Genomic DNA, 23143 nt, shown 5'->3' on the forward strand with positions numbered 1-23143 from the left:
CCTGCGCCCACTAGCCTTGGGCACATGTTCTCACGTCGGAGATCACCCCGCGCCGTGGTGGCACTGGTCGCAGTCATCGCCTGCTTCCTCACCGCCTGCTCAGCTGGCCACACCGCCACCCAGGTGGGGCGAATCGCGGGCACCGACAGCCTCGTCGTCGGCACGACCGGTACCCCTGCCTCCCTCGACTTCACCACCACCGGCGGCGCTGCCATTCCCCAGGCCCTCATGGCCAACGTTTACGAGGGTCTCGTCCGCATCGACGATGCCGGTCAGGTGGTTCCCCTCCTCGCGACGAGCTGGGAGGTCTCCGATGACCGCACCACCTACACCTTTCACCTGCGCGAAGGCGTGCACTTTTCCGACGGCTCCCCCTTCAACGCCGACACTGCCGCGTTCAGCATCGCCTACGTCCAGGGCTCCTGGACCAACGGCTTAAAATCCCAGATGGATGTCGTCGAGCGAGCCGAGGCAGTCGACGAGCACACTCTCAAGGTCACGCTCACTCGCCCCTCGCAGCGCTGGCTGTGGTCAATGGGCACGTTGACGGGTGCGATGATGAGCCCCACGGGCGTGGAGGCGCTGGCCGCTAATCCCGTAGGGACCGGCCCCTTTGTCCTCGACCGTTTCGCCGTGGGCGAGTCAGTGTCACTGCGCGCGCGGGACGACTACTGGGGCACACCCGCCCACCAGGACGCCGCCATTCGCTATTTTTCCGACGCCACCTCGGCGGTCAATGCCCTGCGGTCCGGCGACATTGACCTCGTGTGGTCGATGCAATCCCCCGAGCTCTTAGACACCCTGCCCACCGAGTTCTCAGTCGACGTCGGAACCACGAACGGCGAGGTCATCGTGTCCATGAACAACCAACGCGCGCCCTTCACCGACCCGCGGGTCCGCCGCGCGGTGGCCCACGCGATCGATCGCCGCGCCATCAACGAGGTCGTCTGGGAAGGCCTGGCCACCGACACCGGCGGCGCGCCCGTCCCCCCAACCGACCCGTGGTTCACCGGGGAGGACTACGCCACCTTCGACCCCGAGCAGTCCACACAATTGCTTATCGACGCCGGCGTCCCCCACCCCGACATCACCATCGCCGTCCCCTCGCTCCCCTACGCAGAGAACATTTCCGAGTTGCTGTATTCACAGCTTGCCGAGGTCGGGTTCCGCGTTCATCTGACAAGTGTGGAATTTCCCGCCGTGTGGATCTCAGAGGTTATGACCGCCCACGACTATGACATGTCCATCATGGGCCACGTGGAGGCCCGCGACATCCCCGCGCTCTTCGGCAACCCGCAGTACTACCTGGGCTATGACAACGCCGCCGTGCGCGAGCTGCTCCTCGACGCCGATACCGCCGCGGACCCCACGCCCGCGATGCGCGAGGCCGTCGACCTCATCATGGCGGACGCCGGGGCGATCACCGTGTTCAACCAACCCAACATCGTGGTCGCCTCCCCGCAGGTGAGCGGCGTGTCCCCCACCATCGTCACCGACGCATTGGCCTTGGCTGGGGTGGAGAAACGATGATCCTGCGAGTACTCCTCCGCTTCGTCGTATCGCTAGCCGCGGCGTCCATCATCATCTTCCTGCTCCTGCGGGCCGTGCCCGGCGACCCCGCGCGCGTCGCCCTGGGGGTGACGGCCACCGACGACGCCGTCGCCGCCCTGGCCGCCCAACTGGGCACCGACCAACCCCTGTGGCGGCAGTATGTCTCCTGGATCGGCGGACTGCTCACCGGCGACTTCGGGGTATCCCTGTCCTCCCGCCAGGACGTCACGGCGCTCATCATTGACCGCGCTCAGGTCTCCCTCATCCTCTGCGGCACGGCGATGGTGGCCTCCCTTGTCATCGCCATCCCGCTGGGCATGTGGGCAGCCCGGCGCGCCCATCACCTCGACGGGGTCATCGTCACCGGCGCCTCACAGGTTGGCATCGCCGTCCCCTCGTTCCTCGCCGGCATCCTCCTGGTCACCGTGTTCGCGGTCAACCTGGGATGGGTGCCCGCCAATGGGTGGATTCCACCAAACGTCGATGCCCGCGGCTTCGTGGAGCGCCTCATCCTGCCGGTCATTGCGCTGACGGCGGTGCAGGCGGCGATCCTCACGCGCTACGTCCGCTCCGCCATCCTCGAGGTGATGGACCGTGACTTTATGCGGACGGCGCGGGCGACGGGGGCGTCGATAAGCGAGGCGCTGTGGCGCCACGGACTGCGCAATGCAGCCCTCCCGGTGCTCACTGTGACGGGGCTGCAGCTGACGTCGCTCATCGTTGGCGCCGTCGTCATCGAGCGCGTGTTCCTCGTGCCGGGGCTGGGCTCGATGCTGCTGGATTCGGTGGCCAGGCGAGATCTGCCGGTGGTGCAAACGATCGTCATGCTGCTCGTTGTGTTCACGCTCAGCGTCAACCTCGTGGTCGATGTGGCCTACCGGATTATTGATCCGCGGATCAGGAGGACCTCATGAAAAGGCTGCCCCTGTCCGGCTGGATCGGCCTCATCATCGTGGCATCCGTCGTGCTCTTGGCCCTGGTGTCGCTGGTGTGGACCCCGTACAACCCGGTCCATGCCGTACCCGCCGACCGTCTCCTTGCCTCCTCGTCCGAGCATCTCATGGGCACCGACCGCTACGGCCGCGACGTGTTCTCCCGCATCATGGCCGGGGCCCAAATCACCCTCTTCGTCGGGCTCGTCGCCGTCGGCATTTCCGCGCTGGTGGGTGTGCCGTGGGGCATGTGGGCCGGAATGAAACGCGGCTGGACCGAAGCAACCATCATGCGCGGCATGGACATCATGCTGGCCTTCCCGGCCCTCCTGCTGGCGATCATCACTGGCGCGGTGTTCGGATCCTCAACGACCACCGCCATGGTGGCCATCGGCATCGCGGGCATCCCCGGTTTCGCCCGGGTCGCCCGCGCGGGAACCCTGCAGGTGATGACCCAGGATTACGTCGCCTCCGCCCGCGTCTCCCGGGTGCCCACGCTGCTCATTGCCATCAGGCACGTGCTGCCCAACATCGCCGGGCTCATCGTCGTGCAAGCCTCCGTCGCCTTCGCCCTCGCCGTCCTCGCCGAAGCGGCCCTGTCGTTCCTTGGCCTGGGCACCGCACCGCCGGACCCCTCCTGGGGGCGCATGCTCCAATCCGCCCAGGCCTCCCTGGGCACCGCACCCCAACTGGCCTTGTGGCCCGGCCTGGCCATCGCCATCACGGTGCTGGGATTTAACCTGCTGGGCGACGGCCTCAGCGATGCCCTCAACCCACGGAGGAGCCGACGATGAACGTCCTGGCAGTAAAAGAATTAACCGTCGGCGACGGCATCCTCACCGACATCAGCTTCCACATCTCACCGGGTGAGCGGCTGGGCATCATCGGCGAATCCGGCTCCGGTAAATCAATGACCGCGCTCTCCATCATGGGCCTGCTGCCCTCTTCGCTGACTGTCACCGGCTCCGTCCGCGTGACCGGCACCGAGGTCATTGGCCTCGACGACCGCCGGATGCGGCGCCTGCGCGGCTCCACGGTGTCCATGGTGTTCCAGGAACCCATGACAGCCCTCGATCCACTCATGACGGTGGGCCGCCAGGTCGCGGAGGCAGCCGGGCGGGCAGACGTGGCCCAGCTATTCGACGACGTCGCCCTCGACCCCTCCCGCATGAACGCCTACCCGCACGAGCTTTCCGGCGGGCAGCGACAACGCGTCCTCATCGCCATGGCCCTGGCCAACGACCCCGAGCTGCTCATCTGCGATGAACCCACCACCGCCCTCGACGTGACCGTCCAGGACCAAATCCTCGACCTGCTCGATGAGCTCGTGGAGAAGAAAGGCGTCGCCCTGCTCTTCATCACCCACGACCTCGGCGTGATCAACCGCATGTGCCGCCGCGTCCTCGTCATGTCGAAGGGAGCAATCGTCGAATCCGGCACCACCGACGACATCCTCCGACACCCCACCCACCCCTACACGCAGAAACTCGTCTCCGCGTCACTGCCCGGACCGGCGGCAGTTCCCCGCTCCGTCGGGGCACCGGTGTTATCGCTCGACGGGGTCACCCGGTCCTACGGCGACACCCTCGCGCTTGACGATGTCTCCCTCGTCGTCCACCGCGGCGAACGCTTGGGCATCGTCGGTGGATCCGGGTCCGGAAAAACCACGCTCCTACGCCACTTCGCTGGACTGGACTCCCCCGATAGCGGCACCGTCACCATCGATGCCGACGTCCAAGTCGTCTTCCAAGACCCCCACAGCTCCCTCAACCCGCGTCTGCGCATCGGCTCCTCGGTGGCAGAAGGCATGCGGAAGCCTGAGGCTGGCCGCGTGTCCGCCGTCCTCGAAGAGGTCGGCCTGGCCAGTGACTCCGCCACCCGCTATCCCCACGAATTTTCCGGCGGACAACGCCAACGCATCTCCATTGCCCGCGCCGTCGCCGGCAAACCCGAGGTCTTGCTTGCCGACGAGCCCGTCTCTGCCCTCGACGTCTCCGTCCGCGCCCAGGTCCTAGCCCTCCTCGACCGCCTCGTCGAAGAATATGGGCTGACGCTGGTCTTCATCTCGCACGATCTGTCCGTCGTCCGGGAAGTGTGCACCACCGTCGCTGTCATGCACCAGGGCCGGATCGTGGAAATGGGCCCGACCACCGAGGTATGGGAGAACCCGCAGCACGATTACACCCGCTCGCTGCTCGCGGCGACGCTAGACATCGATGGCTAGCGGGTCGTTGGGGTGTGTGGCGTCGGGGCTCGTACAAGAATTCTCTAGAATGCGATACCCACTGTCGCGCGACCTGCGGAAACTTTAGGTCATACGATTCATTCTAGAGAATCTATGTACCCCACCCCAGCGTGATCCGCTCCACCACCTCGTAGCGCGGTCCCCCACCTCGCCCGCGACCCAGCTGCGACTCTATGAGCACCAGCTCGTCGCACGTAAACGCGGGGCCTTCGTAGACGCTGAGGATGTGCACCAATTCGGCCACCGCCCACCGCTCTTTCGTGCGCGCGATGGTCAGGTGCGGTTTCATCTCTGCCTGACTGCTCGGCTCCACGTCACTGTCAGCCATAAGATTTTTCAGAGCCCGCCCGTCTCCGCCGATGCCCATCCACATGGTGCGATGCCCAAACGATCCGGCGCCTTTGAGCCTGAGATTCAAGGGAGCACATGCCGCGGCCGCCTGTGCCAGATGCCTGGTGAGCTGGGAGGTGTCGTTGGGGTGCTCACCATAGAAGCTCACGGTGATGTGCCAGTTGTCGGGGTCTACCCAGCGCAGGTTGTGGGGAAACTCGGCTCGGAGGGGTCTGAGGGCGGACACCAGATGTTCCCTGGCTGCTTCAGAGGGCAGCAGGGCGGAAAACAGTCTTTTCATGGTGATGGTTGCAGTGAGGTGAGGGGCGAATGTGCCACGAAGCACTCGTTTTGGAAACATGTGGCCCCCAACACTTGACGGGGGCAGCATTCGGTGGATAGCGTAACACTCAACAGCGTATGCAATCGATTGCACACCTCCGACTAGTCGGGAAGGAGCCGAATATGGCGTCCACAGCCGCGACGTTGAAAGACGTCGCCCAGGCCGCAGGAGTGGCAGTCTCCACGGCGTCCCGGGCGCTCGCCGGCAATCCCGTCGTCTCCCAGGAGACCCGCGACCGGGTCCAGCACTGCGCCGAGCAGCTTAACTACCGCCCCAATGCCCAGGCCCGGGCCCTGCGCAGCTCTCGCTCCAACATCATTGGCGTCACCATCCCCAGCCTGGTCAACCCCTATTTCGCCGAGATGGCCTCGGTCATTCAGGAGGAAGCCAACCGCGCCGGGATGTCCACGATCATCTCCTCTACCTCCGAGGACGCCGAAAGGCTCATCGATTCTCTCCACGTCCTCGGCGATCAGCGCGTCGACGGCATCATCGTCGTCCCTTACAACGGCACCGAAGAATCGCTGGCCGCCCTCGATGCCACGGGCATGCCGCTGGTCCTCGTCGACCGCGATTTGCCCGGCAACGAGCACCTGTCCGTCGTGTCGGATTCCAGTTCGGGACTCCACGCCGCCGTGGCCCACCTGTTGGAGAAGGGCAACCGTCGCATCGGCTACCTCTCCGGCCCGATGACCACCTCCACCGGAGTCACCCGCCTGGCGGAATTCAACGCCGCCTGCGCCAGCCTCCACCTGGAGGATCAACTGGTCTACCAGGGCGGATACCACCGCGAGGATGGCTATCGGGGCACCGAATGGCTGCTCTCCCACGACGTCGATGCCATCATCGCCGGTGATTCCATGATGACGGTCGGAGCATTGGAAGCCTGCCACCACAACGGCGTCGCCATCGGCCGCGATCTGGCACTGATCGGCTTTGATGACCAGCCGATCATGCGACTGCAAGCCTGCCCCATCACGGTCATTGACCAGCAGGTTTCCTCCATGGCGCGCCTGGCTTTCTCCCTGCTCCACGGCCTCATCACCGACAACGGCCACGGCGGTTCTTCCCCACCGGCCTCCCTCCGAACGCCCACCACGCTCATCATCCGGGCGTCCTCAGACTTCGATCGCTCATCAACCACAGATAAGGAGGTACGACCATGACAACCGAGTCTCAACCGTTGCTCCAGCTGGACACTGTCTCCAAGTCCTTCGGGCCCGTCAACGTCATCCGCGACGTCAGCGTTTCGGTGCATCCCGGCCAAGTCCAGGCCCTATTGGGCGAAAACGGCGCCGGCAAGTCGACTCTCATCAAAATGATGTCGGGTGTGTACCAGCCGGACTCCGGCCGCATCATTATCGACGGCAAAGAAACCCACCTCCCCAACACCAAGGCCGCCGAAGAGCTCGGGATCGGCACCATCCACCAGGAGCTCAACCTCGTCCCCACGATGTCGGTGGCCGAGAACGTCATGCTTGGCCGCATGCCCACCCGACTGGGCATGGTCAACTTCCGGGAGATGCGGGCCCAGGCCCAGGCCGCCCTCGACATCATCGGCGTCGATGTCGATCTTGACACTCCCGTCGGCGAGCTCGGCATCGCCCGGCAGCAGCTCGTGGAGATTGCCAAGGCCTTGTCGCTCAACGCGCGCATCCTCATCCTCGACGAGCCGACCGCCGCCCTCACCGGCCATGAGATTGACCAGCTGTTCACCGTGGTCGATGATCTCAAGGCCAAGGGCGTGGGCATGGTCTTCATCTCTCATCACCTCGATGAGATCGCCCGCATCGCCGATACGGTCTCTGTGCTTCGCGACGGCGAGTTTGTCGCCGAAGTGCCCGCCACCACTGCCGAGGACATCCTCGTCCGCCTCATGGTCGGCCGCGATATCGAGGATCAATTTCCGCGCGTGAAGCCCGAGATTGGCCCTCCTGTCCTCGAGGTCAGCGGCTTGAGCTCGGAGGGCAAGTTCAACGACATCAGTTTTAATGTCCATGCCGGCGAGGTCGTCGGGTTGGCGGGGCTCGTTGGCGCAGGCCGCACCGAGGTCATCCGGGCGTTGGCTGGTGCTGATCCGATCGATTCCGGCGAGGTCAAGATCGACAATGAGCCGGTCCCTCACCATGACATCGCCGAAGCCATCCGCCGCGGCGTCGGCCACGTGCCCGAAAGCCGTAAATCGCAGGGCCTCGTTCTCGACGCCACCGTCGGCGAGAACCTTGGCTTGGCCACGCTGCGCTCCACCGCCCGGTTCGGGCTCGCTGATCTGCGCGGCCAAAAGTCCCGCGCCGCTGAGGTCGCGGAGAAGCTGCGCATCCGCATGGCCAGCCTCGATCAGCCCATCCGGGATCTATCCGGCGGCAACCAGCAAAAGGCCGTCTTCGGCCGCTGGGTACTCGCCGGTTCCACGGTGTTGCTTCTCGACGAACCCACGCGCGGCGTCGACGTCGGCGCCAAGGTCGAGATCTACAACATCATCAACGAACTCACCGAGGCCGGCGGTGCCGTCCTCATGGTCTCCAGCGAACTGCCCGAGGTCTTAGGAATGTCGGACCGGGTCCTCGTCATGTCGGGCGGGCGCCTGGCCGGGGAGCTGCCCAATACCGCCACCCAGGACGAGGTCATGGCCCTGGCGGTGTCGCAGATTGATGACGGGCTCACCGATGATGCCCTCGCCCAATTAGAAACAGAAGAACACGAACAGGAGACACGACGATGACCACCGCAACCCCGGCCCGCTCCACCAGGGGGCGCGCCGTCCTGAACTGGGTGATGAACAATGGTGCCCTCGTCGGCCTCGTCGTTTTGTGCATCGCCCTGTTCATCGCGACGCCCCACTTCCTCACCGTCAACAACTTCGTCAACATCGGCATCCAGGCCGCGACCGTCGCTATCTTGGCCTTCGGTATGACCTTTGTCATCGTCACCGCGGGCATTGACCTGTCGGTGGGTGCGGTCGCCGCCCTGGGCGCGATGGTATCGGCGTGGTTCTTCGTCGAGGCCGGCCTCCCGGGCTGGATTACCCTCATCCTGGGCCTGCTCACTGGCCTCGTGGCTGGCGCGATCAGCGGCCTGGCCACGGCTTATGGCAAGCTACCGGCGTTCATCGCCACGCTCGCGATGATGTCCATTGCCCGCGGCGCCACGCTCGTCATCTCCCAGGGCTCCCCCATCCCCACCGCCCCGAGCGTGAACTGGCTGGGTTCGACCGTGGCGGGCATCCCCATCCCCATCGTCATGATGGTTATCGCCGGTTTGCTGTGCTGGTTCATCCTTTCCCGCACGGTTATCGGCCGTTCCATGTACGCCATCGGTGGCAACACTGAGGCTGCCCGCCTGTCGGGTTTGCCGGTAAAGAAGATCCTGGTCACCGTCTATGCCTTGTCGGGCTTGTTCGCTGGCCTCGCGGGTCTGGTCATGGCCGGCCGGTTGTCCTCCGCGCAGCCGCAGGCTGGCGTGGGCTACGAGCTCGATGCCATCGCCGCCGTCGTCATCGGCGGTGCCTCGCTGGCTGGCGGTAGCGGCAAGGCGACCGGCACCCTCGTCGGTGCGATCCTGCTCGCGGTGATCCGCAATGGCCTCAACCTCCTCAATGTCTCCTCCTTCTGGCAGCAGATCGTCATCGGCCTCGTTATCGCGCTCGCCGTTGGTTTCGATGTGCTGCGCAAGAAGACCACCACCTAACCCTCCCCACCCTCCCCTCTCGAAGAAAGCAGAAATCCCATGTCTTTGCTCCGCAAGTCTGTCGCTGTTGTCGCTTCCTTGTCCCTGGCTTTCAGCCTGGCCGCCTGTAACCGTGATTCCGCTGGTGAAGGCGGAAGCGGCAGCGTCACCCTCGCTCTGTCCACCCAGACCAACCCCTTCTTCGTCCAGGTCCGCGATGGTGCCCAGGCCAAGGCCGATGAACTGGGCATTAACCTCAACATCCAGGATGCCTCGGATGACCCGTCGACCCAGACCAACCAGCTCAACAACGCGGCCAGCTCCGGCGCGGAGGTCGTCATTGTGAACCCAACGGATTCCGATGCCGTCGTCCCCGCCGTCCAGGCCCTCAACAACGCCGATATCCCCGTGATCGCCGTGGACCGTTCTGCCAATGGCGGCGACATCGCTTCCTTCATCGCTTCCGATAACGTCGCCGGTGGCAAGCAGGCCGCCGACGCCCTCGCCGCCGCCATCGGGGAGGAGGGCGAGGTCCTCGTCCTGCAGGGCATCGCCGGTTCTTCTGCTTCCCGTGACCGTGGCCAGGGTTTCGCTGAGGGAATCGCCGCTTACCCGAACATCACGGTGGCTGCGACGCAGACGGCGAACTTCGACCGTACGGAAGGCTTGGACGTCGCAACGAATCTTCTTCAGGCCCACCCGAATGTCAAGGCGATCTTCGCCGAAAACGATGAGATGGCGCTCGGCGCCCTCGAGGCATTGGGTGCCCGCGCTGGGAACGACGTCATGGTCGTCGGTTTCGACGGCACCTCCGATGGCCTGCGGGCTGTCAACGAGGGCCGTATGGTGGCTACCATCGCTCAGCAGCCGGGCGAGCTCGGTGCCCGCGCGGTCGAAGAGGCGAAGAAGATCCTCGACGGTGAGACCCCTGAGGCTGAGGTTCCGGTTGAGGTCGTGACCGTCACCAAGGAGAACGTGGAGGAGTACTTGTGAGTATTGTTGTCGTCGGTTCGATTAACGCCGACCTCACCGTTCGGGTGGCACGCCACCCCTCCCCCGGCGAGACCCTCATGGGCAACGGTGGCGGTGTGACGGCTGGCGGTAAAGGTGCCAACCAGGCTGTCGCCGCGGCGCTGCAGGGGGCTTCGGTGGCGATGGTCTCGGCCGTCGGCAAGGATCCTTATGCGGCACCGGCCACGGAGCATTTGCGCGCCGCGGGCGTGGACATGCACTCTGTCGCCGAGGTCGATGGTCCGACCGGGTTGGCCGTGATTACTGTCGCGGATGACGGCGAGAACAGCATCGTCGTCGTGCCCGGAGCGAACGCCACCGTGGATGCGGCCTATGTGGATTCCTGCGCGGATGTCATCGCCGCGGCGGAGATCGTCCTGCTGCAGGGCGAGATCCCGGCCGATGGTTTCGCCGCTGCCGTCCGGCACGCGACGGGGCGCGTCGTGGTCAACCTCGCCCCCGTCATCGAGGTCGATCGTGATGCCCTGCTGCAGGCCGATCCCCTCATGGCCAACGAGCATGAGGCCGGGCTCATCCTGGAACAGCTCGGCGCGGGCATCTCTTCGCAGGAGCCGGCTGACTTGGCGCAGGCGCTGCTCGGCGCTGGCTTCCCCTCCGTCGTCCTCACCCTCGGTGGGGCGGGCGCCATGGTTGCTGATGCGGACGGCTCGACGCCGATCGCCACGCCGAAGGTCTCGGCGGTCGACACCACGGGTGCTGGCGATGCTTTCGCGGGGGCGTTCGTCGCCCGCCTGACTGCCGGTGATTCGCTGGTGCAGGCGGCTGAGCATGCCGCTCGCGTCGGTGCCTTCGCGGTCACCGGTGAGGGTGCGCAGGCCTCCTACCCGGAGGTCACGCAGACCTTGCCGGAGGTGAGCTAGCCCCATGCGGCGCCACGGCATCCTCAACTCCGAGCTCGCCCGACTGATCAATCGCCTCGGCCACACCGACACCTGGGCCGTCGCCGATTGCGGGCTGCCCATCCCCGCGAGCGTCCCCGTCGTCGACTTGGCGGTGGTCTTCGGCGTCCCCCGCTTCGCCGAGGTCGTCGACGCCGTCCTGGCAGAGGTCGTCGTCGAGTCCGGCACCATCGCCGACTCCACGCCGGCCGTGGTCCGGGAGATGCTTATCGACGTCCCCCTCGTCGAGACCCCCCACGATGAGCTCAAGGCACTTCTATCTGGGTGTTCTTTTGTCATCCGCACCGGCGAGACCACGCCCTACGCGAATGTGATTTTCCGCAGCGGCGTGCCCTTCTGACACAGACGAAGGCTCCCGCACACCACATGGTTGTGCGGGAGCCTTCGTGTGCCCGGGGCTAACCGGCGTAAAACACGGTCAAGATGCCGGTATCCAAAAGATGCTCGTCGGTGACCTCAACAACACTGGTCAACCGTTCAAATTCAGAGGTTTCTTCCCCTGAGAGGTCCACATGCTCGCGATGATCGGGCAGCTGCATGTCCCTCACTCTACACCTGGGCCCGATCCAGCAGGGTGTTGAAAATATGCGCCCCATCGGCGCGCAACCCATCGTGCTGGTGGGTATCCATCACCCACGGCCGCATGTCCCGGAAGCGCTGCGCCGTCGACAGTGACAGCTCCAGCGGCACGAAGATGTCATCCTGGTAGATCGCCGCGGCCGCCACGACGTCGCTCGAGCCAATCTTCTCCCCGTCGTAGAGGCTCGACCACTCTCGCATGGCGAGGGTGTCCGCGGGGCGTCGAAAAGCATGCAACGCTGGATCTTCCTCGAACAACCAGGGGTAGATGTGTTCCCCGGTGAGGTAGAAGCGGCCCGCGGACCGCGGGTCGAGGTTCTCCTCGAAGCCCTCCACCTCCTCGCGCACTCGATGCGCCGACCAGGCGGTCGGGCCGGGCGCGTTGCCACCGTAGATCGACTCGTGGACGACGGCGTAGAGCGGCGCCGCCTCGAAGGACAGGCGGGCGCTGAGGTCCGCGAGGGTATCGCCGCGCAGGCGCTTTACACCGCGAACGGTGTGGAAGGGCGCCTCCAGGAGGTACCCGAGGTTGTCAAAGCCGGTCCCGCGACCCAGCTCGATTCCGATGGTGCGGAAACGCCGCGAGCTCAGGCGCTCACCCGTCGGGAGGATTTCCGCCGAGTTATCGAGGTGGTGACAGATCTCCCGAATCCGCTCCTCGGCGAAGGGAATGGCCTGGTAAAAGGCGTCGTGGCGGTGGGCAAGCTTCCCGTACGTCGCCCGGTACACCTCGTCCGCATGAGCCTCGATGCCTGGCAGCCCGCCCGTGAACAACGCGCGACGCACCGAATTGGGGTGCCGCGAAAGATAGGTGGTGATGCAAAAACCGCCGAACGACTGCCCGAGAATATCCCACTGCTCAAACCGAAGCGCCTCGCGGAGATCCTCCGCATCGTCGACGATGTGATCGGCGCGCAGGAGGGCGAGATGCTCGGCGTCGAGAAGCTCCTCATCGCTATGGCGGTCCAGGCGGGTGGAACGCCCCGTCCCCCGCTGATCGAGAAGGAACACCCGGTAATGCTTGAGTGCTTCGCCGATCCAACCGCTGATCTCCAGCGGGCGCGGCGAACCGTAGCCCGGGCCACCCTGCAAATACAGCAGCGGCGGCAACGAATCATCAGCGCTGAACTCCCGGCAAAACACCTCCAGCTGCTCCCCGGGGCGGGCACGATCCCACTCCACAGTGAGGGTGTGCTCGCGGATAGTGAGTCCATTGGTGTCACGGTGGGTTGTCCTCAGCTCAGTCACGCAGACGATCTTACCGGCTCACCGAGGCCCCATCTGGGTCTATTCTGGGTCTATTCTGGGAAGGTATGGACGACCTGCTTACCACCAACCGACTCTCCCTCTGCCCCTCCGGTGCGCACCTGACCAGCGCCGATACCTCCCTCGGCGAACTGTTCTACGTGTCCTCAACAACCTCCCACGGCAACGGACACGCCATCCGCGGCGGCGTTCCCCTCATCGCTCCCTGGTTTGGCAACCTGTGGGGCAAGCGCCCCAACCACGGCTGGGCGCGCACCAGTGACTGGCGAGTCACCGCCGACGTCGTTGGCATCAACGCCACCCTCGAACTCGATGACCTAGAACTCGACGTCCACGTGGCCGAACTGCCGGAAGGCGTGCGCCTCGAGCTGACCGCGAAGAACCTCGGCTCCGACACCGTTCCCGTGCAGCTGGGGTTCCACCCCTACTTCCGGGTGAGCCACGTGGCCGAGGTTACCGTCGAGGGGCTGTCCGGCGCGACGGGCCTCAATCGCGTCACTGACGCGACGGCCAAACAGCACGGCGACGTGCACATCGACGGCCAATACGACTGGATCTTCTCCCACTCCGCTCCCGCCACGATCGTCGATCCCGGCCTTGGCCGCGCCATCACCATTACCTCCGAGGGCGCCGATTCCACCGTCGTCTGGAACCCTGGCCCCGAAGACGGCGCCACCATCCCCGATGTCGGCCCCGGCGAATGGTCCGATTTCCTCTGCGTCGAACCAGCCCTCCTCGGCGAGGACCTCAAGGGGTACCCCCTCGCCCCCGGCGCTGAGGTGCGCCTGGCCATGGACGTCGTCGCCGCTCCCCTGGCTTAAGTCTTCCGGATGCTGATCTGCCAGCCAGCATCCCCGGCCTGGTGGAAGTCGGTGACCTCGTAGCCATTATCGGCCGCCCACCGCGGGATGGTCTCAGTTCCCTGGGTGCAGTCAAAATCGATGACCAACTCCTCGCCCACCTCCAGGGATTCGAAGATATCCTTGGCCTCGATGAGCGGGAAGGGGCAGACGGCTCCGAGCGTGTCCAGAGCGTAGCGGCCATCGCCGAGCGGGCGGGCCTTGTCCACCGGGCGGGGCTTGGACTTCAACGCCACGGAGCTCGGCGCAACGGCGAAACCAAGGCCGCTTTTCAATACAGAATCTTCGGCGGAAGTGACGGTCTGGGACAGCGATTCCTCCGTGGAGTAGGTCGACTCGGGCGCATGTGCTCGGGCCGGCTTGAGCCAGAGCTTCGCCCCCACTCCCACGCCAACCGCAATGAACAACAGCGCGATCCAGCCTTGGTAGCTAAACAACGAGGTCTGGACCATACCGTTGCCAACCGTGCAGCCCCCGGCGAGGACAGCGCCGACGCCCATGAGCGTGCCGCCAGAAATCGCGCGGGTAGCAGTCGTCGCATCGGGCACGCGGACGCGGAACTCTCCCGTCGCCTTCGCCGCGAGGAATGCTCCCACGAAGATGCCGAGGACAAGCATGACGCCCCAATCGATCCGGCCCGTATCCCCGGTGATGGTGAAATTGGCCAAGTTGGCGCTGGGGGTGGTGATTCCGAGGCCGGAGTTACGGCCCGCCGCGGCGGACAGCGGCCAAGCGATGACCCCGATGATTCCGATGAGCAGGCCCGCGGTGTACACGTGCAGGGGCCGCTTCCAGGGCGTGTCACCCAACGTGGGAATGGTGGACTCGCGGGCAAGGAAGTGCCGGGCGAGAACGATGGTGAGCAGTGCCAGCGGGATGGCAAAGAACCACACGGAGACGCCGAACGTAGCAGGCAGCGTGGTCAGGGAGGTGTCGAAGGAGTTCATGAAAGTGTTAAACCCCGACAATGCCCCCGTGTTCATCGCTGCAGCGCTGATCGCGTAAAACAGCAGCGCAATCCAGGATCCCACGAGCCCTTCGGCGGAGCGGTACCACGTTCCGGAGGCGCATCCCCCGGCGAGGATGATGCCCAGGCCGAAGAGGAAACCACCGACGATCACGGCCACGGGGGCGAAGGTGTTGTACGAGGGGCTAATCACGCCGAGCGAGTTCAGCGCGGCGATGCCGACGGCGTGGACGGAGATGACGATGAGGAGGGCGACGAAGGTGCGCCACGTCCGTTGGAGGAAGATGTCGCGCAGCATTCCGGTCACGCAGAATCGTCCGCGTTGCATCACAATGCCGAGGACTGCGCCGACGGCCAAACCTGTCAGGATCATGGGGAGGGGGACCTTTCTCGTGGTTTATTCCAAGGTAGGTCCCGACCTTAAAGCCCACTAAACTAATCTGTCTAGTTTTTACGAACGGATCGGTTTATTAAATTCACGGCCGGAACAGTAACGCCGCCACGTCCTCCTGCCGGACCGGCCGCAACCCCCACGCATCGACGCCGACGTCCACCATGCCCGGCGCGACCAGCGCCTGCGAAGAATGCAAGTGACCGTGGACGAGATGATCGACGTCGAGACGCACATCGTCGTGACGCGATTCCATCCCCTCATGGTCATAGCCCGGCCGCGGAAAATGACTCAGGTAAACCGTCCGGCCCTCCCAGCGCAGCTTCTGAAACGGCGCCACCGAACTAAACACCCCGAGGAAATGCCGCTGCATCTTGAACGCGGATTTATGAATCGGGTGGCAAGAATCGTGGTTTCCCGCAATCAAATGCATGTCCAGGTGCGCCCCATGCTCCCCCAGCAGCTCAAGCGCCCGCTCCTCTTCCTCGGCGGAGCCGCGCGATAGATCACCCAACACCCACAGCCGATCACCGGGCGGCAGCGCCCGAATACCGGCCACAATCTGCCGGTCATGCTGGATAACATCCATGCCGCGCAGCCGGGCAACAAAACGATGCCCCAGGTGAAGGTCAGAAGTGAACCACGTATTCATGCAGCCAGCCTATTCGGCTGCAGCAGCTTGCTCGAGTGCCTGGCTGAACACCTCGACCGGCTGCGCACCAGAAACGGCCAGCTTGCCGTCGAAAACGAAGAACGGGACGCCCTGCACCCCAATCTGGCGAGCCAGGTCAATGTCCTGGGCAACCTCGTCGGCGTAGGCGCTCGGATCATGGAGGATGCGCTCGGTCTCCTCGGCCGGCAGACCCACCTCGGCGGCGAAGGCTCGCAGCTGATCGTGGTCCGCTACGTTTTTGCCTTCCGTGAAGTAGCCCAGCTTCACCAGCTCATCCCATTCCACCCCCTTGCCCAGGCTCCGCGCGAAATGGCCCAGCCGGTGCGCCGTCATCGTGTTGGCCATCATCGACTCTCGCCAGTTGAACTCCAGGCCCACCGCCGCCGCGCGCTGCGCCAGACCATCGTTGAACTGCTCAATCTGCTCCGGCGTGGCGCCCTTCTTCTCCACGAGATAATCAACAACGCTGCCCTGGCGCTCCGTCGGGGCATCCGGGTCGAGCTGGAAACTGCGCCACACAATGTCGACGTCGCCGTCGAACTTCTCCAGTGCCAGGTTGAGGTGGCGCTCCCCGACGGTGCAGAAGGGGCAAATGTAGTCAGACCAAATATCAATACGCATGCCTGGAGCAACGCTTATCGACGCCCGCTTGTTCCCCACGCCGAGCAGTGCCCGGCCTTTTTGGGGTTCGTGGTGACGCTGGCCTACGCGGCTGCCCCATCCCCTCCCTTATGTCACCACGAACCCCAAAAGAAGCCACAGTAAGCTCAAAGTCATGGTTCATCTCTTCGCCGTGCTCGTCCCGATGACGCTCGCAGCCGCTGTCAGCCCGATGATGCTCAGTGAACAATTGCTGCTGTTGAGTGGGAAGAACGGGCGTCGAGACGCGAAGGCCTATGCGCTGGGATCAGCCGTAGTCCTCGTGGTTCTCATCGCCCTCGTGCAAACAATCGGCGCTTCGCTGGAGCTACCGAAGGCGCCGAAGCTTAGCGCGGGCATGGATATCGCCTTGGGAGCGGGGTTGCTCGGGCTTGGCGTCTACTTCCTTCGGCACAAGCCAAAGCCGAAGCAGCACAAGAAGCACGGCCTGAGCGCTAAAGACGCGTTCGGTTTTGGCGTCTTCGCCATGGCGACGAACTTCACCACCATGCCGCTGGTCATCGCGGCGGCAAAAGACGTGTCGTCCAGCGGGGTCTCGGTGGTGTGGATGATCCTCGCGCTGGCATTCCTCCTGGCCGGGGCCTGCCTACCGGGGTGGGGGCCGCTGTTGCTGTCTCGCTCCAAGGAGGGCCAGCGGGCTCTGGAGAAGATTGCCCACGTGTTCGAGAAGTACAGCAAGCCGCTGGTGGTGGCCGGCTTGCTGCTGGGTGGGGCGATCTTCCTGTCCAAGGGCCTGCTGGGGGTGTTTTAACCGCTTAGAGTCCGTACTCCACGGGGACGTCGCCGTCGTCGGCAGCCTGCTGGAGAGCGGCGGCATCGGCAATAGCAATCTTCGAGTAGCCGCGGGCAAATTCGGCGAGTTCCTTATCGAGGTTCTTGTCATCGCCGTACGCATCAACGATCTCGTACACACCCTTGGACTGAGAGTGCGCGCGGGCGAGGAGGCTGGCGCACACGCGAGACGTGATGAGCAATTCTCGGCCGCTGAGGAGGGAGAGATCGACGGAACCCTTCATGTCGCGGAATTGGCGCCAGTAGAAGTCGATGGGAACCTCTTCTCCTTGAACACCGTCGAAACCGCGGATCCAGCCTAAGAAGGGGTCGGAGTGGGATTGGAGGATGCGCTGACAGGAGACAACGCGGTAGCCGTCCCCGATCGCACCTTCCGGCGCCCATTCCATGATCGCTGATTGGTCGATGCCGCCGTAGGTTTCCAACACGGACGCACCGGCCTCCTTGACCTGGAGGAAGAGCGGTTCCCCGGTGGGGCCGGTGAGCAGGAAGATGTAGCATCGGGTGCCCACAGAGCCGACGCCGACGACCCGCAGCGCGTGATCGGCGTAGCGGAAGTTGTTGAGCAGGTAGCGGATTTCACTGCCGCTGCTGCGGAGGTAGCCGCCCCAGATGCTGTCGATCTGTTCGGGCGTGGCGTGCTCGGTGTGGCGCATGAGTGGTGGCTGGTCTTGGATGCGGACTTGGCCGTTCTCGGTGGTGAAGGTCAGCTTTTTCAGCGCGGTGAGCGAGTTCCGTTTGCGGGCTTTCTTCTCGATCTTTTCCATGCGCTTGCGGGCTTTTTTGTAGTCCAGGCGCTCGGTGATGAAGTCGGTGTCCACGGCTGCGTAGAAGCGGTCGAGGGCGCTCATCCCGGCGAGCCTGTTCAGTGTGTCGCGGTAGCTCGTGGAGGTTTCCCGCGCGATTTCTAAGGCCTCGTCTTCGGTGCCGTCGTTGTAGATGGTGGCTAGGTACACCGAGGTGACCAGGCGCTTGAGGTCCCATTCCCAGGGGGCGAAGCCGGCCTCGTCGAAGTCGTTGAGGTCGAAGAGCAGCCGGCGTTCCGGGGAGGCGTAGAGCCCGAAGTTGGAGATGTGGGCGTCACCGCACGATAGGACCTGCTGGCCGGTGGTGGGCACGCGCGAGAGGTCGGAGGCCATCAGTGCTGCCGTGCCGCGGTAGAAGGCGAAGGGGGATTCCAGCATGCGGCCGATGCGGACGGGAACGAGGTCTTGGAGGCGGGTGCGGTTCTGCTCCTTGATGATCTCGAGGGGGTCTCGGCGATCGGTGGGCATGAGGCTGAGGTCGGGGCGGTGGGCGTTCATGGTTTAAGTATTGCGCACTGCTCTTAGGTTGACTAGAGCCTTTACTTCCCCGCATCCCCTCGCTAGGATGTGACCTACATTACATATTTGAGTCGCTTTCAAGGAGTTAGCCAGCAGCCCCATCCCGGAAGGGAGACCCACCTCATGGACCTCACACTCCATCCGCGCACCGTCCAATTCAGCGTTGAGCTCGCCCGCGCATGGCCGCACCTGACTATTCCCCAGGTCACCTCAGCCGCGCTGCAGCTGGCGGAGAACATCCAGCTGGAGAACATCGGAGATTTTGAGGCGTTGAAGGGCCTGGTCGCCCACCTGCAGTTGCGTCCGGCGTCGGAGTGGGAGTTGTTTGGTTATGTTCCCACCGAGGATGCGGTCCCGATTCGCCTGGAGCAACCCCGCGAGAGCGAGCTCAGTGAGATCACCTTCGAGGATCACTTCCTGTCCATTCACACCCGTCGGGCGCACACCGGGGTGGAGCACCTCCCCTCCCACACGGAGGTGGTGAGCACGTGGCGTAAGCGTCTCGGCAGCGCCACCACGGCAAACCTCGACTACGCCGAGTTCACCCAGGAGGGTGTCGGCCGGAAGATCCCGCTGCGCCGGGTCGAGATGTTGGGCAATGTGTGGAAGATCGGCGCTGTCGTCGCGTGGGAGCGAGATCGCGGCGAGGAGACGTCGTGGTGTTATCTCGATCGTCGGCCGCTGCCCGGGGAGCGCCCTGATCCGGGGATGAATGAGTGGAACGCGTGGTATCGCATCCAGCTCAATCCGGAGATTGGGCGCGACGCGGTGGTGGAGATTGCTCGGTGCGTGGCGGAGATCTATCTCGGGTACGTGGACAAGGTCTTTGGCACTCCGGTTGAGGCTGGTCATCAGCGCGGGCCGGAGTCCGAGGCCGCGGCGTACATCGCGTTGGAGAGGTTGTGGGTTCCGCCCCGGAGCCGCCGCACGCAGTGGTTCCACAGTTACACCGCGCGCGAGCCGATGGCTGCGGGTTTCCGATGGGAGGAGGTTTTCCGCGCGGCTGAGGCGGTCGAAGACCTCCTGCGTGGAGATACCCACCCGGTCACCGCCTAGACTTAAGGGCTATCTCTAGCCCTTTAAACCTAGGAGCGTTCCCCAGTTGCGCAAGTACACCGCTGCGGAGAAAAATCTGGCAGTCGCGTTTGCCTTCATTGCCGGTTTTGTTGATTCCATCGGCTTCATTTTCCTCGGTGGGGTGTTCCTCTCGTTCATGTCGGGCAATACGACGCGGATCGCGACGTCGGCGGTCGAGGGCGATGCCGGTTTGGCCTGGTTGGCGGGTTCCGCGGTGGTGTTGTTTTTGTTGGGTGTGATGGAGGGGGCGTTGGTCCGCCGCATCGCGATGCGGCGCGTCCCCACCGATCGTGTCCGCGAGGCGGTCCTCGCCAACACCTGCGTCCTATTCAGCATTGCGTCACTTTTTGTGCTTATCGACGCCCACGCACTCGCCATCATGGTCACCTCCGTCGCCATTGGCTCCATGAACAGCATCTTTGAGCGGGCCGGGGAGGTGTCGATTCCGTTGACGTATATGACGGGCACGTTGGTGAAGATGGGGCAGCGTTTCGTCGACGCCTTTTTCGGTGGCACGCACTCTGCGTGGATCGAGCATTTGAAAATGTGGGCGGGACTGTCCGCCGGAGCGTTCTGCGGGGCGTTAGGGTTTCACTACCTGGGGATGGATGCGCTGCTCGTCGCGACGGTGTTGAGCATCGCAATTTCTGCGGTAGCTGTGGTTTTGCGGATCCGGGGGCGTCGGCAAGGGTCACTCGTCCGGGTCGCTGTCGACCCGTATTAGTTTTCGTTTTCGTGTAATTTGGCGGTTGTGCCCCGCCGACTGCCCCGCGCCTTGCTGACTGTAGCCACCGCCACTGCTCTCATCTTCCCCCCAGCTGCTTATGCCCAAAGCTCTGACGAGCCGGTACGGGATGCGGCCACGCAATCGAGCGAGGATCCGGACTGGTCGGGCAGGAAGCTGCACCAGTCCATCGATACGCTCGCGGACGTCGGCTCTTCCCAGGTCACCGTGCCCGGACCACTGCGAGACATCAGCCCCGAGTACCCCCTGCCGGTGGATGAGAACATCCGGGAGGTGCGGATCGTCGGCAAGCGGATCGACGACCTCGCCCAGCGCATCGAACGCTGGACCATCGCCTCCCCCGCCATGGGGCGGAATGTGTCGGTGCAAATTCAACGCGCGGCGAACCCCTTCGTGCCAGCCCCGATGTTCTACCTGCTGGACGGGGCCGACGCGGAGTATGACTCAGGTTGGGTCGCCAACGGCGGTGTCCCTGACGTGCTCGGGCGGGAGAACGTCACGGTGGTGATGCCGACGCAGGCGCGGGCATCGCTGTATTCCAACTGGGTCGCCGACGATCCAGAACTGGGGCGAAACCAGTGGGAAACCTTTCTCACGCAGGAGCTTCCGAGCGCGCTGGAAAGTGATCCGCTGCTGCACTTCAATGGCCACCGCGCGATTGGCGGCTTATCTATGGGCGCGATCGGCGCCCTCCACCTCGCCAACAGCAATCCCGAGCTCTACGACGCCGCCGTCGGTGTTTCCGGCTGCTATTCCACCACGAGCGAACTCGGCCGGCAGACGATCAACGCGTTGGTGAGCACGCGGGGTGGCACCCTCGACAACCTGTGGGGACCGTTTGGGTCCCCGCAGTGGGAAAGCCACGACACCGTCGAAAAGCCCGAAGGGCTGCGGGATATGGCTATCTACCTGGCCGCTGCCAACGGTGTGATTGGGCAGGAGGACCTGCAGTTTTATGCTGAAGACCCGGCCCGGGAAATCATCGCCGGCACCGCCCTGGAGCGCGGCGTGTTGGATTGCACGCGCGATCTGGATGAGGCGATGCGTGAGCGCGGGATGACCCATCAGGTCGTGGAATACTCCCCGGCCGGCGCGCACAACTGGCGCTATTTCAACGAGCAACTCACCCCGGCGTGGCAGACGATTAAGGCCTCGCTGTACTGAGGGTGTGGCGGGGAGCCTCGCCGAAGCGACGCCGATACGCAGCGGAAAAACGGCCCAGGTGGGTCACACCCCACCGGGTAGCGATCTCGGTGACGGTGTGCGTGCCGTTCGGATCGCAGGCCTGGAGCTCATCATGGATGACGTCAAGGCGGATGCCGCGCAGATACTCCATTGGACCGACGCCGAACTCAGTGCGAAAGCCAGCCTGCAGGGTGCGGATGCCGCAGCCAGCAACCGCCGCGATTTCCGCGACGGTCCACGCCCGGGCGGGATCGGTTTCGAGGGCCTCTGCCGCGCGCCGCACCCGGGCGGGAGTCGGCGACTGGCCCGCGGGCTGCAGGTCAGCGAGCATGAGCGTGAGCCCGGAGGCCAAGGCCGCAGCTAAATGTCTGCCCACCAGCGGGTTATCCATGAGGCCCGCGCCATCTTGGCGTTGCGAGAGCAGGCTCGTCGCAATCGCCAGCCACTCCATCCCATAACCCTCCCGCAGGTTGAGCAGCACCGGCACCTTCGGCGAGCGCAGCCCCGCTTCCTCCAGGTTGTGGCGCAGGTAGTCGCCGTTGAGGCGTAGCCCCAGCATGGTCACCTCACCTCCCCAGGCGGGGAAGGCAACGGGCACGTCCGGCGGGCAAACGATGGCCGTATGAGCGGCAGCCTCCTGGCGGCCGTGGGCCGAACGCACGGACATCCGGCCACGCAGGGGGACGTTGATGGCGAAGGAGCCGGGGTGTTCGGTTTCGACGTGCACGGCCGCGCCCCAGTTGAGCTGTACCAAACGCGCATCGCCGAGGTCCTGGCTGACCAAATTGGCCCGGCACGCCAACACCCGCGACTCCGCCCGGACGGTGTGCGGAAAATAGTTGCGCTCGGTGACCTGGGAAATCTCTCGAAAGGTGGCGGCTGAGTGGTTGATTCTCATCATGATGTGGGGCCGATCCTGGGACGATTCGCAAAGCGGACAAGTGTGCGCTTAATGGCTTTCCACCAGTAGTGCATAGACCTATTCTGCTGAATGTGACCCCCATCATAGCCCCGTGATCCCTCCCTCATCAATCACACAGCGAAAGGAGTACCCCACCGTGACCGCCCAAGCACCCGACGGACGCCAGCTCCGCAACATCTTCGGACAATTCGCCAGCGGCGTCACCGTCGTCACCGCCGCCAGCGACGACGGCACCCCACACGGCGCCACCGTCACCGCCTTCACCTCCATCTCACTCGAACCGCGCCTGTGCCAAGTGACCTTGACCCGCACCTCCAAGGCCTGCACCATCCTCAACGACAACAGCTTCGCGGTCAACATCCTGGCCAGCACCCAAAACGACACCGCGATGCACTTCGCCGGACGCCCCCAATCCGAACCCATTCGCTGGGCCGCCGACAACATCGCCCCCTCCCTCGAAGGCAACCTCGCCACCTTGTGGTGTGCCCCGTGGGCGCAGTACGACGGCGGCGACCACGTCATCATCATCGGCGAGATCATCGATGCCGACATCAATGAACACCTCGACCCGCTCCTGTTCTTCCGCTCCACGTTCCACTCCATCGGCCCCACCTCCCACGAGGCCACCTGGAGCTTCAGCGGCGACGACCCCTTCACTGGATGGTTCGGCGCGACCGCCGACCTCCGCCCCATCTACTAGCAA

The 23143-nt window shown here is 64.5% G+C and carries 24 protein-coding genes; 16 read left to right on the forward strand and 8 right to left on the reverse strand.

The annotated features are described in order from the left end of the window. Positions 1 to 24 precede the first annotated feature (24 nt). Genes CTEST_RS09585 through CTEST_RS09600 form a run of 4 tightly spaced genes read left to right on the forward strand, consistent with a single transcriptional unit; the run spans position 25 to position 4707 of the window. Positions 25 to 1530, forward strand: coding sequence for an ABC transporter substrate-binding protein (locus CTEST_RS09585; RefSeq protein WP_047253549.1), 1506 nt, complete (start codon positions 25 to 27; stop codon positions 1528 to 1530). After that, positions 1527 to 2465, forward strand: a complete 939-nt coding sequence (locus CTEST_RS09590; protein ID WP_047253550.1) for an ABC transporter permease — start codon at positions 1527 to 1529, stop codon at positions 2463 to 2465. Before CTEST_RS09585 ends, CTEST_RS09590 begins: the two co-directional genes overlap by 4 nt. Next, positions 2462 to 3277, forward strand: a complete 816-nt coding sequence (locus CTEST_RS09595) for an ABC transporter permease (protein ID WP_047253551.1) — start codon at positions 2462 to 2464, stop codon at positions 3275 to 3277. The genes CTEST_RS09590 and CTEST_RS09595 overlap by 4 nt, the downstream gene beginning before the upstream one ends. Further along, positions 3274 to 4707 carry an ATP-binding cassette domain-containing protein gene (locus CTEST_RS09600; protein WP_047253552.1) on the forward strand — a complete coding sequence of 478 codons (1434 nt, stop codon included), beginning with the start codon at positions 3274 to 3276 and terminating at the stop codon, positions 4705 to 4707. Before CTEST_RS09595 ends, CTEST_RS09600 begins: the two co-directional genes overlap by 4 nt. A gap of 112 nt (positions 4708 to 4819) precedes the next feature. Here the strand turns inward: CTEST_RS09600 and thpR are convergent, their stop codons facing one another. Beyond that, positions 4820 to 5419, reverse strand: a complete 600-nt coding sequence (gene thpR / locus CTEST_RS09605) for an RNA 2',3'-cyclic phosphodiesterase (protein WP_330217649.1) — start codon at positions 5417 to 5419, stop codon at positions 4820 to 4822. A 104-nt stretch (positions 5420 to 5523) separates the two neighbouring features. On the opposite strand from thpR, the gene CTEST_RS09610 reads away from it, so the two are divergent. The 6 genes from CTEST_RS09610 to rbsD are packed head-to-tail and all read left to right on the forward strand — an operon-like array spanning position 5524 to position 11338. Continuing rightward, complete coding sequence (locus tag CTEST_RS09610; RefSeq protein ID WP_047253553.1) at positions 5524 to 6567, forward strand: LacI family DNA-binding transcriptional regulator; 1044 nt, start codon at positions 5524 to 5526, stop codon at positions 6565 to 6567. Then, positions 6564 to 8123, forward strand: a complete 1560-nt coding sequence (locus tag CTEST_RS09615) for a sugar ABC transporter ATP-binding protein (RefSeq protein WP_047253554.1) — start codon at positions 6564 to 6566, stop codon at positions 8121 to 8123. The genes CTEST_RS09610 and CTEST_RS09615 overlap by 4 nt, the downstream gene beginning before the upstream one ends. Next, the gene (locus tag CTEST_RS09620; RefSeq protein WP_047253555.1) at positions 8120 to 9088 is read left to right on the forward strand and encodes an ABC transporter permease; all 969 of its coding nucleotides are present in this window, start codon (positions 8120 to 8122) and stop codon (positions 9086 to 9088) included. Before CTEST_RS09615 ends, CTEST_RS09620 begins: the two co-directional genes overlap by 4 nt. A gap of 39 nt (positions 9089 to 9127) precedes the next feature. Beyond that, positions 9128 to 10060 (forward strand): D-ribose ABC transporter substrate-binding protein, encoded by a 933-nt coding sequence (locus tag CTEST_RS09625; protein WP_047253556.1) that lies wholly within the window; start codon positions 9128 to 9130, stop codon positions 10058 to 10060. Further along, on the forward strand, positions 10057 to 10959 hold the full coding sequence (gene rbsK2, locus CTEST_RS09630; protein ID WP_047253557.1) for a ribokinase RbsK2: 903 nt from the start codon (positions 10057 to 10059) through the stop codon (positions 10957 to 10959). Before CTEST_RS09625 ends, rbsK2 begins: the two co-directional genes overlap by 4 nt. A 4-nt stretch (positions 10960 to 10963) precedes the next feature. Next, positions 10964 to 11338: a D-ribose pyranase gene (rbsD, locus tag CTEST_RS09635; RefSeq protein WP_047253558.1), complete on the forward strand. Its 375-nt coding sequence runs from the start codon at positions 10964 to 10966 to the stop codon at positions 11336 to 11338. Positions 11339 to 11396: 58 nt separating this feature from the next. Here the strand turns inward: rbsD and CTEST_RS13695 are convergent, their stop codons facing one another. Together CTEST_RS13695 and CTEST_RS09640 are read right to left on the reverse strand one after the other, a co-directional pair. Continuing rightward, positions 11397 to 11537: a hypothetical protein gene (locus CTEST_RS13695; protein WP_158408161.1), complete on the reverse strand. Its 141-nt coding sequence runs from the start codon at positions 11535 to 11537 to the stop codon at positions 11397 to 11399. A 10-nt stretch (positions 11538 to 11547) separates the two neighbouring features. Continuing rightward, a complete protein-coding gene (locus tag CTEST_RS09640) occupies positions 11548 to 12816 on the reverse strand; it encodes an alpha/beta fold hydrolase (protein ID WP_407919239.1) in 1269 nt (422 codons plus the stop codon). Positions 12817 to 12890: 74 nt separating this feature from the next. On the opposite strand from CTEST_RS09640, the gene CTEST_RS09645 reads away from it, so the two are divergent. Then, on the forward strand, positions 12891 to 13664 hold the full coding sequence (locus CTEST_RS09645) for an aldose epimerase family protein (protein WP_047253559.1): 774 nt from the start codon (positions 12891 to 12893) through the stop codon (positions 13662 to 13664). Here CTEST_RS09645 and CTEST_RS09650 read toward each other — a convergent pair. From CTEST_RS09650 to CTEST_RS13585, 3 genes are all read right to left on the reverse strand, one after another. Continuing rightward, positions 13661 to 15043 (reverse strand): YeeE/YedE thiosulfate transporter family protein, encoded by a 1383-nt coding sequence (locus tag CTEST_RS09650; protein WP_047253560.1) that lies wholly within the window; start codon positions 15041 to 15043, stop codon positions 13661 to 13663. The genes CTEST_RS09645 and CTEST_RS09650 overlap by 4 nt on opposite strands. A 103-nt stretch (positions 15044 to 15146) precedes the next feature. After that, positions 15147 to 15713, reverse strand: coding sequence for a metallophosphoesterase family protein (locus tag CTEST_RS13580; protein WP_047253561.1), 567 nt, complete (start codon positions 15711 to 15713; stop codon positions 15147 to 15149). Between the two features lie 9 nt (positions 15714 to 15722). Beyond that, a complete protein-coding gene (locus CTEST_RS13585; RefSeq protein WP_236686077.1) occupies positions 15723 to 16394 on the reverse strand; it encodes a DsbA family oxidoreductase in 672 nt (223 codons plus the stop codon). Between the two features lie 115 nt (positions 16395 to 16509). Here CTEST_RS13585 and CTEST_RS09665 point away from each other — a divergent pair, with 115 nt between their 5' ends. Further along, positions 16510 to 17145 carry a GAP family protein gene (locus CTEST_RS09665; RefSeq protein WP_047253563.1) on the forward strand — a complete coding sequence of 212 codons (636 nt, stop codon included), beginning with the start codon at positions 16510 to 16512 and terminating at the stop codon, positions 17143 to 17145. Positions 17146 to 17149: 4 nt separating this feature from the next. Here the strand turns inward: CTEST_RS09665 and CTEST_RS09670 are convergent, their stop codons facing one another. Beyond that, positions 17150 to 18490 (reverse strand): DUF2252 domain-containing protein, encoded by a 1341-nt coding sequence (locus CTEST_RS09670; RefSeq protein WP_047253564.1) that lies wholly within the window; start codon positions 18488 to 18490, stop codon positions 17150 to 17152. A gap of 144 nt (positions 18491 to 18634) precedes the next feature. Here CTEST_RS09670 and CTEST_RS09675 point away from each other — a divergent pair, with 144 nt between their 5' ends. The 3 genes from CTEST_RS09675 to CTEST_RS09685 are packed head-to-tail and all read left to right on the forward strand — an operon-like array spanning position 18635 to position 21497. Continuing rightward, positions 18635 to 19567, forward strand: coding sequence for a hypothetical protein (locus CTEST_RS09675; protein WP_047253565.1), 933 nt, complete (start codon positions 18635 to 18637; stop codon positions 19565 to 19567). A 46-nt stretch (positions 19568 to 19613) separates the two neighbouring features. Beyond that, a complete protein-coding gene (locus CTEST_RS09680) occupies positions 19614 to 20312 on the forward strand; it encodes a YoaK family protein (RefSeq protein ID WP_047253566.1) in 699 nt (232 codons plus the stop codon). A gap of 27 nt (positions 20313 to 20339) precedes the next feature. Then, complete coding sequence (locus CTEST_RS09685; RefSeq protein WP_047253567.1) at positions 20340 to 21497, forward strand: alpha/beta hydrolase; 1158 nt, start codon at positions 20340 to 20342, stop codon at positions 21495 to 21497. On the opposite strand, the gene CTEST_RS09690 is transcribed toward CTEST_RS09685, so the two are convergent. Continuing rightward, positions 21478 to 22419 (reverse strand): helix-turn-helix transcriptional regulator, encoded by a 942-nt coding sequence (locus CTEST_RS09690; RefSeq protein WP_052844363.1) that lies wholly within the window; start codon positions 22417 to 22419, stop codon positions 21478 to 21480. The genes CTEST_RS09685 and CTEST_RS09690 overlap by 20 nt on opposite strands. Positions 22420 to 22576: 157 nt before the next feature. Between CTEST_RS09690 and CTEST_RS09695 the strand changes: the two genes are divergently transcribed. Then, on the forward strand, positions 22577 to 23140 hold the full coding sequence (locus tag CTEST_RS09695) for a flavin reductase family protein (RefSeq protein ID WP_047253568.1): 564 nt from the start codon (positions 22577 to 22579) through the stop codon (positions 23138 to 23140). The last annotated feature ends 3 nt before the right edge of the window (positions 23141 to 23143 follow it).

The sequence above is a fragment of the Corynebacterium testudinoris genome (assembly GCF_001021045.1).
Classification (GTDB): Bacteria; Actinomycetota; Actinomycetes; order Mycobacteriales; family Mycobacteriaceae; genus Corynebacterium; species Corynebacterium testudinoris.